General features: G+C 69.9%; 14 protein-coding genes. 8 read left to right on the top strand and 6 right to left on the bottom strand.

The window, feature by feature from the left end; translation table 11 throughout:
- Window positions 1-18: 18 nt before the first annotated feature.
- Entirely contained in the window at window positions 19-1,122 is a 1,104-nt protein-coding gene (locus ACZ7M7_RS13745; RefSeq protein ID WP_472115969.1) for a WD40/YVTN/BNR-like repeat-containing protein, read from the bottom strand.
- A 231-nt stretch (window positions 1,123-1,353) separates the two neighbouring features.
- Between ACZ7M7_RS13745 and ssgD the strand changes: the two genes are divergently transcribed.
- From ssgD to ACZ7M7_RS13720, 5 genes are all read left to right on the top strand, one after another.
- Window positions 1,354-1,770 (top strand): spore wall synthesis regulator SsgD, encoded by a 417-nt coding sequence (gene ssgD, locus ACZ7M7_RS13740; RefSeq protein ID WP_383600540.1) that lies wholly within the window; start codon window positions 1,354-1,356, stop codon window positions 1,768-1,770.
- A gap of 317 nt (window positions 1,771-2,087) precedes the next feature.
- Entirely contained in the window at window positions 2,088-3,713 is a 1,626-nt protein-coding gene (locus tag ACZ7M7_RS13735; RefSeq protein WP_472115967.1) for an ABC-F family ATP-binding cassette domain-containing protein, read from the top strand.
- Window positions 3,714-3,735: 22 nt separating this feature from the next.
- A complete protein-coding gene (locus ACZ7M7_RS13730; protein ID WP_472116660.1) occupies window positions 3,736-6,018 on the top strand; it encodes an ATP-binding cassette domain-containing protein in 2,283 nt (760 codons plus the stop codon).
- 99 nt (window positions 6,019-6,117) lie between these two features.
- Window positions 6,118-6,894 carry a dimethylargininase gene (ddaH, locus tag ACZ7M7_RS13725; RefSeq protein ID WP_383600545.1) on the top strand — a complete coding sequence of 259 codons (777 nt, stop codon included), beginning with the start codon at window positions 6,118-6,120 and terminating at the stop codon, window positions 6,892-6,894.
- Between the two features lie 218 nt (window positions 6,895-7,112).
- Window positions 7,113-8,087, top strand: a complete 975-nt coding sequence (locus ACZ7M7_RS13720) for an acyl-ACP desaturase (RefSeq protein ID WP_383622078.1) — start codon at window positions 7,113-7,115, stop codon at window positions 8,085-8,087.
- A gap of 91 nt (window positions 8,088-8,178) precedes the next feature.
- Here ACZ7M7_RS13720 and ACZ7M7_RS13715 read toward each other — a convergent pair whose 3' ends face one another.
- Window positions 8,179-8,433 (bottom strand): WhiB family transcriptional regulator, encoded by a 255-nt coding sequence (locus ACZ7M7_RS13715; protein ID WP_383600551.1) that lies wholly within the window; start codon window positions 8,431-8,433, stop codon window positions 8,179-8,181.
- A gap of 270 nt (window positions 8,434-8,703) precedes the next feature.
- Between ACZ7M7_RS13715 and ACZ7M7_RS13710 the strand changes: the two genes are divergently transcribed.
- Window positions 8,704-9,495 carry a VOC family protein gene (locus ACZ7M7_RS13710; RefSeq protein ID WP_472116657.1) on the top strand — a complete coding sequence of 264 codons (792 nt, stop codon included), beginning with the start codon at window positions 8,704-8,706 and terminating at the stop codon, window positions 9,493-9,495.
- Window positions 9,496-9,508: 13 nt separating this feature from the next.
- Here ACZ7M7_RS13710 and ACZ7M7_RS13705 read toward each other — a convergent pair whose 3' ends face one another.
- The 3 genes from ACZ7M7_RS13705 to ACZ7M7_RS13695 all read right to left on the bottom strand — a co-directional run bounded on the left by ACZ7M7_RS13705 (window position 9,509) and on the right by ACZ7M7_RS13695 (window position 12,612).
- The gene (locus ACZ7M7_RS13705) at window positions 9,509-10,543 is read right to left on the bottom strand and encodes a LacI family DNA-binding transcriptional regulator (protein ID WP_383622081.1); all 1,035 of its coding nucleotides are present in this window, start codon (window positions 10,541-10,543) and stop codon (window positions 9,509-9,511) included.
- A 114-nt stretch (window positions 10,544-10,657) separates the two neighbouring features.
- The gene (locus tag ACZ7M7_RS13700) at window positions 10,658-11,581 is read right to left on the bottom strand and encodes an ornithine cyclodeaminase family protein (protein ID WP_472115963.1); all 924 of its coding nucleotides are present in this window, start codon (window positions 11,579-11,581) and stop codon (window positions 10,658-10,660) included.
- Between the two features lie 14 nt (window positions 11,582-11,595).
- Window positions 11,596-12,612: a multicopper oxidase domain-containing protein gene (locus ACZ7M7_RS13695; protein ID WP_472115960.1), complete on the bottom strand. Its 1,017-nt coding sequence runs from the start codon at window positions 12,610-12,612 to the stop codon at window positions 11,596-11,598.
- A gap of 178 nt (window positions 12,613-12,790) precedes the next feature.
- On the opposite strand from ACZ7M7_RS13695, the gene ACZ7M7_RS13690 reads away from it, so the two are divergent.
- Both ACZ7M7_RS13690 and ACZ7M7_RS13685 read left to right on the top strand, forming a co-directional pair.
- A complete protein-coding gene (locus ACZ7M7_RS13690) occupies window positions 12,791-15,268 on the top strand; it encodes a ThuA domain-containing protein (protein WP_472115957.1) in 2,478 nt (825 codons plus the stop codon).
- On the top strand, window positions 15,268-17,490 hold the full coding sequence (locus ACZ7M7_RS13685; protein ID WP_472115954.1) for an OmpL47-type beta-barrel domain-containing protein: 2,223 nt from the start codon (window positions 15,268-15,270) through the stop codon (window positions 17,488-17,490). The genes ACZ7M7_RS13690 and ACZ7M7_RS13685 overlap by 1 nt, the downstream gene beginning before the upstream one ends.
- Window positions 17,491-17,506: 16 nt before the next feature.
- Here the strand turns inward: ACZ7M7_RS13685 and ligD are convergent, their stop codons facing one another.
- Window positions 17,507-18,559 (bottom strand): non-homologous end-joining DNA ligase, encoded by a 1,053-nt coding sequence (ligD, locus tag ACZ7M7_RS13680; protein ID WP_472115951.1) that lies wholly within the window; start codon window positions 18,557-18,559, stop codon window positions 17,507-17,509.
- Window positions 18,560-18,573 lie beyond the last annotated feature (14 nt).

The following is an 18,573-nucleotide window of genomic DNA, read 5'->3' as shown; positions in this document are numbered from 1 at the left end:
AGTACCCACCATGCGCCGTCAGCTCTCCAGCCGTGCGACCCGGCCCTTCTCCCCCGCCGCCCAGCACCCCAGGTCCGGCGTGCAGTCCACGGTGTCGTACGACCCGGTGTCGACGGTCCGCCAGGTGCGCCCGCCGTCGGTCGTCAGGTCGGTGCCGGTGGGGCCGACGGCGAGGGCGGCTGTGCGGCTGTGCGGGAGCCAGGCGACGCCGGAGCGGTAGGCCTGCACCGGCAGCGCGGCGGGCTGCCAGCCGGCGCCCCCGTCGCCGCTACGGGCGGCGGCCCGCGGGGAGGTCTGGTCGGGGCGGTAGTCGCCGCCGACCGCGAGGCCGTGCGTGCGGTCGCGGAAGGCGAGGGCGAAGACGCCGCGGGCCGGATCGCCCGCGGGGATCGGCGAGTCGGCGGCCGTCCAGGTCAGTCCCCGGTCGCGGGAGTGCAGCACCCGCGCGCGTGCGGCCCCGCCGGTGGCCAGCCAGACGTCCTTCGGCCCGGAGCTCACCAGACACTGCCCGCTCGCCGCGAAGCCGGCCTCGCCCTCCTGCGCCGCGGGCATGCCGGCGCTGGGCAGCACCTTCCAGGAGCGGCCGCCGTCGCTGGTCGACAGGATGCGGAACCTGCCCTCCACCGGGTCACTCATCGCCAGGCCGTGGCGACGGTCGAAGAACGTCATGCAGTCGTAGAAGGCCCGCGCGTCGGTGTTGCGGAAGGACTCTGTCCAGGTCGCGCCACCGTCGTCCGTGCGGTACACGCGGGAGGCTTCCCCCTCCCCGATGGCCAGCACCACCGCGCGGCGCGCGTCGAACGCCTCGATGTCCCGGAACTGCAGCTCAGCCGCGCCCGGCGGCGAGACGTTCCGCCAGCTCGCGCCGCCGTCGGTGGTGCGCACAACAGTGCCCCCGGTTCCGGCCAGCCACGCGGTGTTCCGGCTGACGGCGGACAGTCCCCGGAATCGCACCTCGGGTGTGCCGCTGTCCTTGACTTCCCAGTGCGGCGCCCGGCTCTGCGGCCCGTGCGCCTGTGCCGGCACGGCCGTCAGTGCGGCAAGCGCCACCCCGCAGGCCAGCCCCGCGGCCACTGTCCGAAATGTACGCCCAACCCGTCGCGTGCTCCCCGAACGCCTCATGGCGGGCGAAGCTAGCCGACCGTCACGGCGCCGTCCAGATGGCCACGTCCACCACAGAGACCACATGTGACTTTCCCGGCACAGCAGGGCGAACGCACCACTCCCGCGCATGAAGGCGGTGACAGAGGTCACTCGACATTCGTGTGCACGGATTGGCTGATTCCGTCGTCTCTACCAGTGCCCGTCTCGTCCGCCCGGAAGTTCGTCCAGCCGTCACAAGGGAGCAAGGCGTTGTCCACCGTAATCGAGCAGCCCGTCGAGGCCCGTCTCGTCGCCGCCGCGCCGCGGATGCCGAGCATTCCGGCCACCCTTCACTACGACCGCCGCGACCCGTTCGCCGTGCGCATGACCTTCCCGGCCCCGGCCACCCTGGAGGGCGTGGAGGTCTGCTGGACCTTCAGCCGCGAGCTGCTCCTGGCCGGCCTGGAGGCACCCGAGGGCCACGGCGACGTCCGCGTGCGGCCGTACGGCTACGACCGTACGGTCCTGGAGTTCCACGCCCCCGAGGGCACCGCCGTCGTGCACATCCGCTCCGGCGAGATCCGCCGCTTCCTGCAGTCCACGAGCGAACTGGTGCCGCTCGGCCTGGAGCACCTCCAGCTGGACATGGACCACGACCTGGCGGAGCTGATGCGGGACGCCTGCTGAGGCGTACGCACCACCGGGCGTTCCCCTCCGAACGCGCCGCCCGGCCTGCGGCGCGTTAATTGCGTTGACACCCTCCCCGTCCCCTCCTAGCGTTTACAGCGGTCCTGTTGCCGTCGATTGGAGAAGGACGTTGCTCGTCTGAGGTCCTGAGACACCGCGTCACACACCTGAGGTGTGTGCGCAGCGTGCGACCTCGGCATTCGAGCCGTCCTCCGGAAACAGGGCTTTTCTCATGCCCTCCCGAGGCCTCCCCGCCGGTCGCCGGTGTCTCGAAACGCGTTTGCCCTTGATCGCTTCGAGCATCCGCGGAGGCCCGCATGTCTACTTCCATCACCTGTACGTCCCTTTCCTTCACCTGGCCCGACGGCAGCCCCGTCTTCGAGGGCCTCGACGTCGCGTTCGGCCCCGGCCGGACCGGGCTCGTCGGCATCAACGGGTCAGGGAAATCAACCCTGTTGAAGCTGATCGCCGGTGAGCTCACCCCTGCCGACGGCGCCGTCCGCGTTGCCGGCGAGGTCGGCTGTCTCCCGCAGAACGTCACCCTCGACACCGGCCTGAAGGTCGAAGAGGCCCTCGGCATCGCGGACCGGCGGGCCGCACTGCACGCCATCGAGGCGGGCGACGTGGCCGAGAAGCACTTCGAGACCGTCGGCGACGACTGGGACGTCGAGGAGCGCGCCCTCGCCACCCTCGGCGAACTCGGGCTCGGACACGTCGAGTTGGACCGCACCATCGGCGAGGTGTCGGGCGGCGAGTCGGTGCTGCTGCGGCTGGCCGCGCTGCTGCTGCGCCGCCCGGACGTCCTGCTGCTGGACGAGCCCACCAACAACCTCGACCTGTACGCGCGCAGGCGGCTGTACGCGGCCGTCGCGTCCTGGCCGGGGGTGATGGTGGTCGTCAGCCACGACCGTGAACTCCTGGAACTCGTCGACCAGATCGCCGATCTGCGCTCCGGCGAGGTCACCTGGTTCGGCGGCAACTACTCGGCGTACGAGGAGGCGATCGCCACCGAACAGGAGGCGGCCGAGCGCATGGTGCGCGTCGCCGAGGCCGACCTGAAGAAGCAGAAGCGCGAACTCGTGGACGCTCAGGTCAAGTTGGCCCGGCGCAGGCGGTACGGGCAGAAGATGTGGGACCAGAAGCGCGAGCCGAAGATCGTCATGGGGGCGCGCAAGCGGGCGGCACAGGAGTCCGCCGGCAAGCACCGCATCATGCACGAGGAGCGGCTCGCCGAGGCCAAGGACCGGCTCGACGACGCGGTGGACGCCGTGCGGGACGACGACGAGATCCGCGTCGACCTGCCGTACACGGCCGTACCGCCGGGCCGTACCGTGCTCACGCTGATGGACCTGGAGCTCGCGTACGGCGCGCGCGTCGCCGGTGGCTTCGATCTGCGCGGACCGGAGCGGATCGCGCTGATCGGGCGCAACGGCTCGGGCAAGACGACGCTGCTGCGGACGATCGCCGGGGAGCTGGAGCCGGTTGCCGGTGAGGCGAAGGCCCATGTGCCCCTGCGGTTCCTGCCGCAGCGGCTCGATGTGCTGGACGAGGAGCTGAGCGTCGCCGAGAACGTGGCCCGGTTCGCGCCGGGCGCCACCAACAACCGGGTCCGGGCGCGGCTGGCCCGCTTCCTGTTCCGGGGCGCCCGGGCCGACCAGAAGGCGGCGACGCTGTCCGGCGGCGAACGCTTCCGGGCGGCGCTGGCCGCGCTGATGCTCGCCGAGCCCGCACCCCAGCTGCTGATGCTGGACGAGCCGACGAACAACCTGGACATGGCGAGCGTTCGGCAGCTCACCTCGGCCCTGGAGTCGTACGAGGGGGCGCTGATCGTGGCCAGTCACGACCTGCCGTTCCTGGAGTCGATCGGCATCACGCGCTGGCTGATGGTGGAGGACGGAGAACTGAAGGAAATCACGCCAGAAGCTGTCGGGTATCCCGCCTAGCTTCGACTGCATGGCCGACTTCATGCCCGATTTCATCACCATCACCGGAGCAAGGGAGAACAACCTCAAGGACGTCGCTCTCCGCATCCCGAAAGGCCGGCTGACCGTGTTCACCGGCGTTTCGGGATCGGGGAAGTCGTCGATCGTCTTCGACACGATCGCGGTCGAGTCGCAGCGCCAGCTGAACGAGACCTTCACGTGGTTCGTGCGCAACCGGCTGCCCAAGTACGAGCGGCCGCACGCGGAGGCACTGGAGGACCTCTCGCCCGCGATCGTCGTCGACCAGCGCCCGATCGGGGGCCACTCCCGGTCCACGGTCGGCACGATGACCGACATCTACTCGGTGATCCGGGTGCTGTTCTCCCGGCACGGCACCCCGAGCGCAGGTCCTGCGACCGCGTACTCGTTCAACGACCCCTCCGGCATGTGCCCCGAGTGCGACGGCCTGGGCCGGACCGTACGGCCGGACTGGGACCGCATTCTCGACCCGGCCCGCTCGCTGGCCGACGGGGCGGTCCGCTTCCCGCCGTTCGCGGCGGGCACCTGGCAGGGGCAGGCGTACACCAACAGCGCCGACCTCGACCCGAGCAAGCCCGTCAAGCGCTTCACCGCCGCCGAGCGGGAGTTCCTGATGCACGGCCGCCCCGGCAGCAAGGTCACCGTCAACGGCACGGGCGGCACCTGGACCACCGAATACGAGGGGCTGGCCACCCGCTTCGAGCGGCTGTACCTGAAGCGGGATCTGTCCGCGATGAGCCAGAAGACGCGCGATCTGGTGCGGGAGTTCCTGGCCGAGGGGACCTGCCCGGTCTGCGACGGGGCCCGCCTGAACGCGGCGGCGCTCGCGACCCGGATCAACGGCATGAACATCGCCGAGTGCGCGAGCATGCAGGTCAGCGACCTGATCGCCGTACTGAAGGACATCGCCGACCCGGTCGCCGGACCGATCGCCCGGGCCGCCGTCGGCGCTCTCGAACGCATCGACGCCATCGGCCTCGGCTACCTCAGCCTCGACCGCGAGACGTCCACGCTCTCCGGCGGCGAGGGTCAGCGCCTGAAGACCGTACGGCACCTGGGCTCCAGCCTCACCGGCATGACGTACATCTTCGACGAGCCCAGCGTCGGTCTGCATCCGCGCGATGTCGGCCGGCTCGGCGATCTGCTGCTGCGGCTGCGCGACAAGGGCAACACCGTGCTGGTCGTCGAGCACGACCGGGACGTCATCGCGCTCGCCGATCACGTCGTCGACATGGGGCCGACGGCCGGCGCGGGAGGCGGAGAGGTCGTGTTCGAGGGGGCGCCGGGCGAGCTGGCCGGGTCGGGCACGGTGACCGGGCGGTGCCTGGGCCGCCGTACCTCGCTCAAGGAGGACGTGCGCACGGCGGACGGTGGGCGCTGGGTGAAGGGTGCCGGCCGGCACAACCTGCGGGACGTGACGGTGGAGTTCCCGAGCGGGGTGCTCACCGTGGTGACCGGGGTCGCCGGGTCCGGAAAGAGCACACTGGTCGCGGAGTTCACCGATGCGCATGGCGACGCCGTGGTCGTGGACCAGTCGTCGATCGGGATCTCCGGGCGGTCGACGCCGGCGACGTATCTGGGAATCATGGACACGGTACGGAAGATCTTCGCGCGCGAGACGGGCGCGGAGCCCGGGTTCTTCAGCTTCAACTCGACCGGCGCGTGCGGCACCTGTGAGGGCCGCGGGATCATCTACACCGACCTCGCCTTCATGGACCCGGTGACGACGACGTGCCACAACTGCGAGGGGCGGCGCTTCAAGGACGAGGTGCTGCGGCTGACCGTCGACGGCAACTCCGTCGCGGACGTCCTGGGGATGACGGCCGACCAGGCACTGGAGTTCTTCCAGGACGCGGGCGTGCGGCGCAGGCTGCGCGCCCTGCGGGACGTGGGGCTGACGTACCTCACGCTCGGCCAGCCGCTGTCCACGCTCTCCGGCGGCGAGCGGCAGCGCATCAAGCTGGCGACGCGGCTGCACAAGGAGCCGGAGGGGCGCAACAGGAACAGCACCGGAGCGGTGTACGTCCTCGACGAGCCGACGACCGGGCTGCACATGTCGGACGTCGACGGGCTGCTCGGCCTGCTGGACCGGCTGGTCGACACGGGCAGCACCGTGGTGGTCGTCGAGCACAACCTGGACGTCGTGGCGCACGCCGACTGGATCATCGACCTGGGTCCGGACGGCGGCCGGGACGGCGGCCGGGTGATCTTCGAGGGAACCCCGCAGCAGCTCCTCAAGGCCCACGACTCCTTCACGGCCGAGCATCTCAGGAGGGCCACAGCCTGACCGCGAGGGTTTTGTACGGGCGGGTAGGCCCTGCATGATGGCGGATCGGTGCCCCATGCATCAGGGCGCCGAACCTGCCATCGATCCGGAGATCCCGTCGTGCCCAGCAAGAAGGCCCTCGTACGCCGCCCGAGCCCACGCCTCGCCGAAGGGCTGGTCACGCACATCGAGCGCGAGAAGGTCGACTTCGATCTCGCGGTCGAGCAGTGGGAGGCGTACGTCGAGGCCCTGCACACGCACGGCTGGGAGACGGTCGAGGTGGACCCGGCCGACGACTGCCCCGACTCGGTGTTCGTCGAGGACACCGTCGTCATGTACAAGAACGTCGCGCTCATCACCCGGCCCGGCGCCGAGTCCCGGCGCGACGAGACCCTCGGCGTCGAGGAGGCCGTGGCCTCGCTCGGCTGCTCCGTGAACTGGATCTGGGAGCCGGGCACGCTGGACGGCGGCGACGTGCTGAAGGTCGGCGACACGATCTACGTCGGCCGGGGCGGCCGCACCAACGCGGCCGGCGTCCAGCAGCTGCGGGCCGCGTTCGAGCCGCTGGGGGCGCGCGTCGTCGCCGTGCCGGTGAGCAAGGTGCTGCATCTGAAGTCGGCGATCACGGCGCTGCCCGACGGCACGATTCTGGGCCGCATCCCCCAGCTGGACGCGCCGTCCCTCTTCCCCCGCTTCCTGCCGGTGCCCGAGGAGTCCGGGGCGCATGTGGTGCTGCTCGGCGGCGAGAAGCTGCTGATGGCCGCCAGTGCGCCGAAGACGGCGGAACTGCTCGCCGACCTCGGCCATGAGCCCGTTCTGGTCGATATCGGCGAGTTCGAGAAGCTCGAAGGATGTGTGACATGTCTCTCGGTCCGGATGCGGGATCTGTACGCCTGACCGGCTGAGTGCTGCACTCGTTCAGCCCCGGGACCTGCGGGCCCCGGGGCATTTCGCACACCCGTGACCTCTCAACGGAACGGGGCTGATCAGCGGTCTTTACGTCGCCCTTAACCTACGGCTACGTAACCTACGGTTTCGTAGCCTACGATTCCGTAGGTTCCGGCAACCGCTCGCCGGTCCTCTTTTCCTGTGTTGTGCGTCCCCCTGGAGTTCCCGTGACGATCACTTCCCCTCACCTTGGCAGCCCTGCCGTCTGGACCGACGCCCGTCTGCTGTACGCGTTGGAGGAAGTTGTCGAGACCGAACTCAACCGGCATCTGAAGGTCGCCAAGGACTGGATGCCGCACGAGTACGTGCCGTGGACCGACGGCCGCAACTTCCCCGGCCTCTTCGAGGACGGCGAGGCCTGGGAGAAGGAGCACTCCAAGGTCACCGAGATCGGCCGCATCGCCCTGGTCGTGAACCTCCTGACCGAGGACAACCTCCCCAGCTACCACCACGAGATCGCCTCGCTCTTCGGCCGCGACGGCGCCTGGGGTACCTGGGTGCACCGCTGGACCGCCGAGGAGGGGCGCCACGGCATCGTGATGCGCGACTACCTGCTCACCTCGCGCGCGGTGGACCCGGACAAGCTGGAGCAGTTCCGGATGTCGCACATGAGCGAGGGCTTCGAGTCGGACAACCGGCACTCGATGCTGCACTCCGTCGCCTACGTCGCCTTCCAGGAGCTCGCCACCCGCATCTCGCACCGCAACACCGGCCACCAGTCGGGTGACCCGGTCTGCGACCGCATGCTGGCGCGCATCGCGACCGACGAGAACCTGCACATGATCTTCTACCGGAACCTGCTGAAGGCGGCCTTCGAGCTCGCGCCCGACCTGACGATGCAGGCGGTGCGGGACGTGGTCGTGAACTTCCGCATGCCCGGCCACGGCATCCCCGGCTTCGAGCGCGCAGCTGCCCAGATGGCCATCGGCGAGGTCTACAACCTGCGCATCCACCACGACGACGTCCTGCAGCCCGTCCTCCGCTTCCTGAAGATCATGGAGATCGACGGCCTCGGCCCCGAGGGCCAGAAGGCGCAGGAGGAGGTCGGTCTCTACATGGGCGGCCTGGACGCGGAGGCCCTGAAGTTCGACGAGAAGCTGGCGGCCCGCAAGGCCCGCATGGCGGCTCGCGCCGGGGCCTGACGGAACCTGGCTGAGGCCGTCTGGCCGAGCCGCGGGCGGCTACGGTCACCGCGGCGGGGCCGGCTGACAGCACGGGCTGCTGAGCCGGCCTTCAGCGTGCCGTACGCCTGAGCTCAAGGCGTTCCTTCTCCGAGAGGCCGCCCCAGACGCCGAAGCGTTCGTCGTTGTCGAGGGCCCACTCCAGGCAGGCGGAGCGGATCGGGCACATGCCACAGATCCGCTTCGCCTCGCGTACGGAGCTGCCCGGCTCGGGGAAGAAGAAGTCCGCCCCGGTCTGCGCGCACAACGCCTCCTGCTGCCAGTCCAGGTCGGCCGAGGTGATCGTTGTGATCGTGTCGATGAGCATGCGCAGGATCGTGCCGGGCGGCGAAAAACGTTCGATCAACGCGGGATCAACGCCGCGCCGCAAGGCCCCCGGCCGACCGATGGTCTCCCTCCGCACGCGGCGACGCACGGCGGCGCGCGCGGAAACGGGTGAAAACCAAGAGACCCACACGGTCACCCCCGGTAGCCGCACGGGTCGCCCGGAACGACGGCAGCACTCCGGCAGCGATTGTCAGTGGGCGGTGCAAGACTCGGCAGAGCAGACAACGGGACCCTTCCGAGGAGGGCGATGATGCTCACCACCCGTTATGTCACCGGCGCGCCGAACTGGATCGACGTCGGCACCCCCGACATCGAGGGCGCCAGTTCCTTCTACGGCGGCCTGTTCGGCTGGCGTTTCCAGCCGGGCGGGCCCGAGACCGGCGGCTACGGCCTCTTCCAGCTCGACGGCCGGACGACGGCCGGCGGCATGCAGACCACCGAGGAGCAAGGCCCGCCGTCCTGGACGGTGTACTTCCAGACACCGGACGCGGACGCCACGGCCAAGGCAGCCGAGCAGGCGCACGGCGCGGTGCTGGTGCAGCCCATGGATGTGCTGGACATGGGCCGCATGGCCATCCTCGCCGACAAGGCGGGCGTGGGCTTCGGCCTCTGGCAGCCGGGGACCAACAAGGGCCTCGACGTCTTGAACGAGCCCGGGACGCTGTGCTGGCTGGAGCTGTACACCACGGACGTACCGGCCGCGGCGGGCTTCTACAACACCACGCTCGGCATGGAGACCTTCGCCCTCGACTTCTACGGCGGCACCTACACGACGTTCAGCCCCGCGGGCCAAGGGGAGGACGCCATGTTCGGCGGGGTCGTCGACAAGGCCGACGACCCGGCGGAGGCGGACGCCCCGGCGTACTGGCTGCCGTACTTCGAGGTCACCGACACGGACGCCACGGCCGCCAGGGCGCAGGAGCTGGGCGGCACGGTCCGCATGCCCGCCACGGACCTCCCGGACGTCGGCCGCATCGCCAAGCTCACCGACCCGTACGGCGCCCGCTTCGCGGTGATCAAGAGCGCACCGGTGCCGGGCTGAGCCCGACCGACCGCTAGGCGGATGCGCGCCGGACCAGCGTCGTCGGCAGGACGACGCTGGACGGCGTGCCTCCCACCTGCTCACCGGTGCGGCGGTCGAGGCCGCGCAGCAGCAGCCGGGCCATCAGCCGGCCCATCTCCTCGATGTCCTGACGGACCGTCGTGAGCGGCGGATCGGTCTGGTCCGCCATCGGCTGCATGTCGTCGAACCCGACCACGGCGACATCGTCCGGCACCCGCCGCCCCGACTCGCGCAGCACCCGCAGCGCACCCGCCGCGGTCAGGTCGTTCGCGGCGAACACGGCGTCCAGGTCGGGGCAGCGTTCGAGCAGCTCGCGCATCGCCCGTTCGCCGCCGGCCGGTGTGAAGTCGCCCTCGACGATCAGCCGTGGATCGGCGTCGACCATGACATCCCGGTATCCGTCGAGCCGGTCCACCGCCGACGTCTGGTCGAGGGCGCCGGTGATGTGCGCGACGCGGCTGCGGCCGAGGCCGACGAGATGCCGTACGGCGTCACGGGCGCCGCCGCGGTTGTCGGTGTCGACGTACACCACGCCACGCTGGTCGCCGCTCCACCCGGGCCGCCCGCCGAACACGGTGGGGACCCCGGCGTGCTGGATCAGTACGGGCAGCGGGTCGTCGAGGTGCAGCGAGAAGACGAGCGCCCCGTCGACATGGCCGCCGGCGAGGTAGCGGCCGACGCGGGCGTGGTCGTCGCGGCCCTCCGTCAGGAGCAGCACCAACTGGTTGTCGTGTGCTGTCAGCTCCTTGCTGATGCCGCGCAGTTGCAGCGCGAAGAAGGGGTCGGCGAAGACGCGCGTCTCCGGTTCGGCGACGACGACGGCTATGGCGTCATGGCGCCGGGTCACGAGACTGCGGGCGGCCTGATTGGGCACGTACCCGAGTTCCTCCACCGCCGCGCGGACCCGCTCGACGAGCGGCTCCCGGACCCCGTCCCCGCCGTTGACGACGCGGGACACGGTGGCCCTGGAGACCCCGGCCCGGGCGGCCACGGCCTCCAGGGTGGGACGCGGTGCGGTTTCGGTCACTGCGGGGCTCCTCATCGGCGGTTGCGGATCAGGATAGCCGTGGTGGAGGCGGAGGTGAGAGCGCTCTCGGATGATCCAAACCGCTTGTGGAACCCCCTGGCACCCACGAGGCCCTCACGCCAGCAGATCCACCCGCCGCCCGATGCCCTCCCGCCGCGCCGCCCGATACGCCAGCCAGCTCAACGCCAGGTCCTGCCAGGGCAGTCCGACCGGGGCGTAGACGGTACGGCTCCCGGCGCTCGCGCGTCCCGGGTGTTCACCCCGCACCACCTCGCCCAAGGTCGCGTCGGCGGTCCCGCCCTGCGCCAAGGCGCCCATGGTCGCGGCGAGTTCACGGTCGTCGACCACGACCGTCGCGGCCTCCAGCAGATCGACCGCCAGCTCCGCCTTGCCCGGCTCGTCGGCTCCCAGGCTCGTGAAGTGCTGGCCCCTTCTGGCGTCCGCCAGGTGCAGCAGCGGCTCCCTCGACCAGGTGGCCGACAGGACGACGTCGGCAGCGGCGGCGACCTCCGCCGGGGAGGACAGCACGCGCCCGCCGTGCCGCCCTGCGAACGCCGCGGCGCGGTCGGCGGAGGTGTCGTGGACGACCAGGGCGCTGCGAGGCCGTAGCGCGGCGAGTCCGCGTACCACCAACTCGGCCTGGGCCCCGGCCCCGATCACCCCGACCATCTCACCCGGACCGGCGAGGAGATCCGTCCCCAGCGCCGCCGCCAGCCCCGTACGCCACGCCGTCACCGTGGCCGAGTCCAGCAGCGCCAGCAACTCGCCGTCCTGCCCGCTGTGCAGGCAGATCACTCCGCGCAACGCCGGTTGCGCACCGGGGAACTTGGCGTTGACCTTCACCGTGTACGCCTCGATGCCCGGCAGCAGGCCGGGGATCAGCGCGGTGGCCGTGCCGGGGAACGGCAGGTCGGTCCGTACCCGTTGCCCGGCGACGGGCACGGCGTCCGCGGTCCGGAACCCCTCCCGCAGGACGCCCAGACAGGCCTCCGGTTCCAGGACGGACTCCAGGTCACCACGTGTCAGTACAAGTGTCACCCATCCATGATGCGTCAGTGCTCGTGCGCGGACCCGGAGGCCGGCTCATGACCGTGATCGTGCGGGTCGTACCCCGGGATCGTCCCGTCCGTCTTCTTCACCAGGAACAGTCCCACCATCCCCATGTCCGAATGACTCTGGACATGGCAGTGGTACATCCACGCGCCCGCGCCGACCCCCTCCCCCGCGATCACCTGGAAACCGAAGGAGTCCGCCGGGCCCACGATCTTGTTGTCGATGACCTGGCTGGGGTCGTCCGGGCCGGTGAGCATGCCCGTGCGGTTGTCCGCCCAGCGGTGACCGTGCATGTGGAAGGTGTGGTAGTACTCGCCGTGCGTGATCATCACGAACTCGACGCGATCACCCACCGTGGCCTCGAAGTTGGGGCCGCTGTGCGCGGGCTTGTTGTTGATGAGCATGTCGTTGAAGACGACCGTGTGGGTCGCGTCGGGCAGGACGTCCCCCTTGCGCCGGACGATCACCGGCCCGTACAGCCCCTTGCGGATGCCGCCGGTGCCGTGCTCCGTGCCGACGACGTGGTCGTGGTAGTGCCAGTAACCGGCGCTGCCCGCCCGCCAGGTGCCGTCCTTGCGGCGGCCGGGGGCGTGGGTGCGCCAGGTGTAGGTACGGGTGCCGCCGGGCTCCACGTCGCTCTTGTTGAGCTTCGTGCCGTCGCTGGTGATCTCGTAGTCGAGGCCATGGACGTGCAGGCTCACCGGCACGTCCATCGTGTTCTCGAACTCGATGTGCGCGGTGTCGCCCTCGTTGAGCTCGATCAGCGGGCCGGGGATGGTCGCCTTGCCCTTCTCGAAGCCGTAGCCCATCTGCCCGTCGGCGAGTTTCTCGGCGTACAGCTTGAGGTGCCTGACCTCGCCGCCGGCCGGGGCGGTTTTCGCCGGCGGGTCGGCGCTCGCGGCCTCGGGCACCTGCCCGAGCGACAACGATGTCGCGACGGTCGCGCCACCGAGCAGGACGCGTCTGTTGAAGGTGCGCCTGTCGAAGCCGCGTCTGATGAAGCTGCCTTCGCTCATGCCGAACTCCCCACGGCGTTACGGAAATTACGGGGGTGAACCGCTGAGACGGTACCGGCCGATCCCTCGTTTATCCACACTCAGGACAAAGTTGGCCCCAGTACGGCCGTAGGTATTGGCGAGTCGTTCAAAGGGGTCTAGCTTCCTTGTCGCTGTTGCTGTGACCGTGGAGGTGCCCATGCACTTGCGAGGGTTGAGCACGACCAGACAGACCTGGGTGGCCACTGTGACCGCCGGGATCGTCGCCGCCGGGCTGATGTCCGCCCCGGCAGCCGACGCACGCCCGGCCCCGGAGCCACCCCTGACAACGATGTCCATCAAGTCGCCCCCGGGCGGCGCGAATGTACGAGTGCTCATCTTCTATGGGTCCGCGGCCGGCGGCGAGGAGTCGCCCGTGGTGAACGCCGGCATCGGGGCGATCGAGAAGATCGGTCTGTCGGGCCCGGCCGACCGGCGCTTCAAGGTCGAGGCCACGAATGACGCCAATGTCTTCACCAATGAGACGAAGTTGGGCCGCTTCAACACGATCGTGTTTCTCACCGGCGGCGGTGACGTCCTCGACCCCGAGCAGGAGGCGGGCCTGGAGGCCTACATGGAGGCGGGCGGCGGTTTCGTCGGCATCCATGACGCGGCCCGCGCGGAACCGTACTCGGACTGGTTCACCGGCCTGGTCGGCGCCCGCCCGGCCGCCGGCGGCCCGACGAACGTGCAGCGGGCCGTGGTTGAGGTCGGTGACCGGCAGCACCCGGCCTCCAAGGAGCTGCCGGTGCAGTGGAAGCGGCCGGACAAGTGGCCGAACTGGGCGAAGAACCCGTCGGGCGCGGTGCACACGGTCGCCCGAGTCCGGGAGTCGTCGTACCAGCCGGGCACAGGCGCCAACGGCTGGGATCACCCGGTGAGTTGGTGCCGTGACTACGACGGCGGCCGCTCCTTCTACACGGGTATGGGCGGCACGGCGTCGTCGTACGACGAGACCGACTTCCGTACCCATCTGCGCGGTGCCCTGCTGTGGACGACGCGGCTGGTCCAGGCCGACTGCAAGGCCACGATCACCGGCAACTACAAGGCCGAGCGGCTCACCCAGCCCAACCAGGCCGGCCAGAACGACCAGATCGGCGAGCCGCACGGCCTGGTCACCGCTCCCGACGGCCGCGTGCTCTACATCGGCAGGGGCGGCGCCGACTCCTCCCAGCCGGTCGTCACCGACTGGAACAACCCGGAGATCGGCAAGGGCAAGGGCGAGATCCACGTCTACGACCCGAAGACCAAGAAGGTCACCCTGGCCGGGGCGCTCACGGTCTTCGGCAACAAGGGCGGCGGCGATGAGCTGATCAAGGTCGAGGAGGGGCTCCTCGGCATCGAGCTCGATCCCCGCTTCGAGGACAACGGCTGGGTGTATCTGCACTACACCCCGCACTCCCGGCTCAACCGCGACACACGGATGGCCGAGCGGTACGTCTCCCGCTTCACGCTCGACCTCGCCACGAACAAGCTGGACCTGGGCAGTGAGAAGGTCCTGCTCAAGTGGCCGGTGCAGGTGCACAGTTGCTGCCACTCGGGCGGTGGGATGGCCTGGGACTCCAAGGGCAACCTGTACATCGCGACCGGCGACAACAACTCCAGTCGCTTCAGCGACGGTTACTCGGGCAACAACCCCGAGCCCAACTACAAGGGCGTCTCCTTCGCCGACGCGCGCCGCACCGCCGGCAACACCAACAACCTCAACGGCAAGATCCTGCGCATCCACCCGGAGCCGGACGGCACGTACACACTGCCGGAGGGCAACCTGTTCACGGGCCGGGAGACCGACGAGGGCGGCGGCAAGACACGCGGGGAGATCTACGTGATGGGGGTCAGGAACCCTGCCCGCATCTCCGTCGACAAGCAGACGGACGTCCTGTACGCGGGCTGGGTCGGCCCCGACGCGGGTGCGCCCTCGACGACCTGGGGTCCGGCCAAGTACGACACCTTCGCCGTCATCACCAAGGCGAGCAACCGCGGCTGGCCGTACTGCATGGGCAACAAGCAGCCCTACCGTGACCGCAATCTGCCCGACCCGACGAAGCCGCTGGGCTGGTACGACTGCGACCACCCGAAGAACGAGTCGCCGAACAACGATGGCCTCGTCAACCTTCCGCCGGTCACCGGCAACAACATCTGGTACTCGCCCCAGGGCGGCGCGCCGGACTTCCCGCGTGACGCGAACGGCGTCCCGTCGTACAAGCAGGAGGAGTCCACCTACGCGCTGCCGTGGCTCAAGGGCGGTGGCCAGGCCGCGATGAACGGGCCGGTCTACCGGTACGACGCGGCGAGCGCCGGTGACACCAAGTGGCCGGCCTACTGGGACGGCAAGTGGTTCGTCGGCGACTTCTACGACGCCGACCAGCCGCGCAACGCGGTGATCACCGACCCGAAAACGCACGGTGACGGCGGTCTGCCGATCCACTCGGAGTCGCTGAAGAAGATCGTGCCGGTCGGCAACGACGGCATCAAGAACCTCATGGACTGGAAGTTCGGGCCGGACGGCGTGCTCTACGTGCTCGACTACGGCCGCGGCTTCTTCACATCGGACGCCAAGTCGGCGCTGTGGCGGGTCACTTACACGGGCGGCGCTCCGACTCCGGCCGCCGACCAGCTGGCGAGGGGAGCCCAGTGATGATGCGAAGCAGTCCACCTCGGCGAAGAGTCTGGGCGGCCCTGTTGGCCGTGCTGCTGGTGATACTGGGGCTGCAGTCCGTCCCCGCCGTCGGGCGGCCCGAGTCCCCGTCCGTGAACGCTGCCGCCGCCCAGACGCTCACCTGGACGGCCGGCGACGACATCACGAAGTACACGTCGGCGCCCGCGACGGCGGTCGCCGGTGCGACGACGATCGTCTTCGAGAACAGCACGGCGACCGGCAACACCACCGGGATGCCGCACACGTTGACGTTCGACACCTCCGACCCCGAGTTCAACAACGACGTCCAGCTCAACATCCTCGCCAACCCGAACGACGACCAGGGCGGCAAGCACACCGCCGAGGTCACGCTCACCCCCGGCCGCTACCGCTACTACTGCACGATCCCCGGTCACGGGCAGATGCAGGGCATCCTCGTGGTGACCGAGGGCAGCGGCGAGGACACGACGGCACCGCAGGCGTCGGCGCACGTCAGCGGGACGCAGAACGCGCAGGGCCAGTACGTCGGTTCGGCGAGCGTGGCGGTCCACGCCACCGACGAGGAGGGCGGCTCCGGGCTCGACCGCACCGAGTACGCGGTCGGCGACGCGGGCGCCTGGCAGCCGTACACCGCGCCGGTCGTCGTCGACCAGGTCGGCGACCACAAGATCCGCTACCGGGCCTTCGACAAGGCGGGGAACGTCTCGGCGGAGAAGAGCGCCCAGTTCACGGTCGTCCCGCCGCCGACCGACGACACGACGGCGCCTCAGACCTCGGCGACCGTCAGCGGCGAGCAGAACCCCGACGGCACATTCATCGACATGGCGACCGTCACCGTCTCCGCCTCCGACACCGGGTCCGGCGTCAACACCATCGAGTACGCGATCGGCGACGGCGCCTGGCAGCCGTACACCGCGCCCGTGATGGTGCACGAGGTCGGCGCTCATACGGTGCGCTACCGGGCCACCGACAAGGCGGGGAACGTCGCCGCCGAGAAGAATGTGCAGTTCACTGTCGTGGCGGCGCCCCAGCCGGACACGACGGCGCCGGTGACGGGCGTGACCGTCGAGGGCACGAAGAACTCCGACGGGGCGTACATCGGCAATGCCAAGGTGACCGTCACGGCGACCGACGAGCACCACGGCTCGGGTGTCGACCGGATCGAATACTCGATCGACGGCGGGCCGTACCTCGCGTACGGCGCCCCGGTGGTCGTCGACCGCGCCGGCACCCACACCCTCGGCTACCGGGCGACGGACAAGGCAGGTAACACCTCCACCGCCCGTACGGTGACCTTCACCGTGGTGGCCGGCCAGGTGCCCGCCCCCAACTGCCCGGAGTTCGACGAGCGGTTGACGGTGATCGTCGGCACGGTCGACTCGGGTGTACCGAATCGGCTCACCAACAGCCGGTGCCGGATCAACGAGTTGATCGAGGACGAGAAGGAGTGGACGTCGCACGCGCTGTTCCTCAAGCACGTGACGACGGTCCTGGACAAGCTCCTCAAGGAAGGCGTCCTCGACCAGCGCGAGTACAACGCCGTCCGCAAGGCGGCCCGGCAGTCCGGGATCGGCAAGCCCGGCCAGACCGAGGGCTACCGCACGATCCTCGACGGCAGCGCGGCGTCCTTCGCCAAGTGGCAGCAGGTGGGCGGTGGTTCGTTCGCGCAGAACGCCGACGGCTCGATCACCAGCGGCACGAGCAAGGCGGGCCTGGGCATGCTGTGGTTCCCCGAGCGGAAGTACGGTGACTTCTCGCTCAAGCTTCAGTGGCGCGACGACGCTCCGGGCACCGGCAACGCCAACTCCGGTGTCTTCGTCCGCTTCCCGTGGGTCCACGACCACTCCGAGGAGTCACGGCCGGAGTGGGTCGCCATCAAGTACGGCCACGAGGTGCAGGTGCTCGACCGTCCTGACGGCGACATGTACAAGTCGGGCTCGGTGTACGGCTTCGACCGGGTGGGGCTCGCCGGTGCCGGCGTCACCCAGAAGGGCACGTGGAACGACTACGAGATCCGCGTGGTCGACCAGCACTACTCGGTCTACCGCAACGGCGTGCTGATCAACGAGTTCGACAACACCGGCGGCCAGGACTTCGTCCCGCCGCGCTCGGACGACCCGGGCACGGACGGGCGCAGGTTCGCCTCCGGCTACATCGGGCTCCAGGTGCACGGCACCACGGATGTGGTCTCGTACCGGGACATCCGGATCAAGGAGCTGTAGACCGGCAAGCAGGAGATCAAGGAGCCGTGGGTTCTGAGGGAGGCTCCTCCGACGGGGGCGCCTCCTTCTTCGCCCGGCTCGGCTGCACTCTCTTCGGCTCGCCCGGCATCTTCGGATACTCGGGCGGGTACGGCAGATCGCCGAGTCCGTGGTCGCGTTCGTCCTTGTTGGCCAGCTCCAGCAGGGCGTCCAGCGAGAAGCGGTGGTCGTCCATGTCCGCGTGCACATCGCCGAGTTCGGCGAAGCGCGCGGGCATGGTCACGAGGTCGAAGTCCTGGGGGTGCGCCTCGCCGACCTCCTCCCAGTGCAGGGGCGCCGAGACCGGGGCGTGCGGGCGGGGCCGTACGGAATAGGCGGAGGCGATCGTGCGGTCGCGGGCCGTCTGGTTGTAGTCGATGAAGATGCGCTCGCCCCGCTCCTCCTTCCACCACTTGATCGTCACGTGCTCCGGCATCCGGCGCTCCATCTCCCGCCCGACCGCGATGGCGGCGCGCCGGACCTGGGTGAAGGTCCAGCGCGGCTCGATGGGCACGAAGACGTGCAGGCCGCGGCCGCCGGAGGTCTTGGGCCAGCCGCGCAGGCCGCCGAACTCGTCGAGTACGGCGCGCAGTTCATGGGCGGCGCGGGCGGCGTCGTCGAAGTCGGTGCCGGGCTGCGGGTCGAGGTCGATGCGCAGTTCGTCGGGGCTGTCGACGTCGTCGCGGCGGACCGGCCAGGGGTGGAAGGTGAGCGTGCCGTACTGGGCGGCCCACAGGACCGCGGCCTCCTCGGTGGGGCACATCTCGTCGGCGCTGCGGCCGCTGGGGAAGGTGATGTGGGCGGTGGGGATCCAGTCGGGCATGCTCTTGGGCGCCCGCTTCTGGTAGAACCACTCGCCGGTCACCCCGTCCGGGTAGCGCTCCAGGGTGGTGGGCCGGTTGCGCAGGGCGCGCAGGATGCCGGGACCGACGGCGATGTAGTAGCGGGCGAGGTCCAGCTTGGTGAAGCCGCGTTCGGGGAAGAAGATCTTGCCCGGGTTGGACAGGCGCACGGTCCGGCCGCCCGCTTCCAGTTCCACCGCTTCGCCCATGCGAGACACGGTAG

This window comes from Streptomyces sp. NPDC111606 (genome assembly GCF_055656945.1).
The sequence above is the reverse complement of the archived record's forward strand: the minus strand, read 5'-3'. Positions and strand labels throughout refer to the sequence as shown.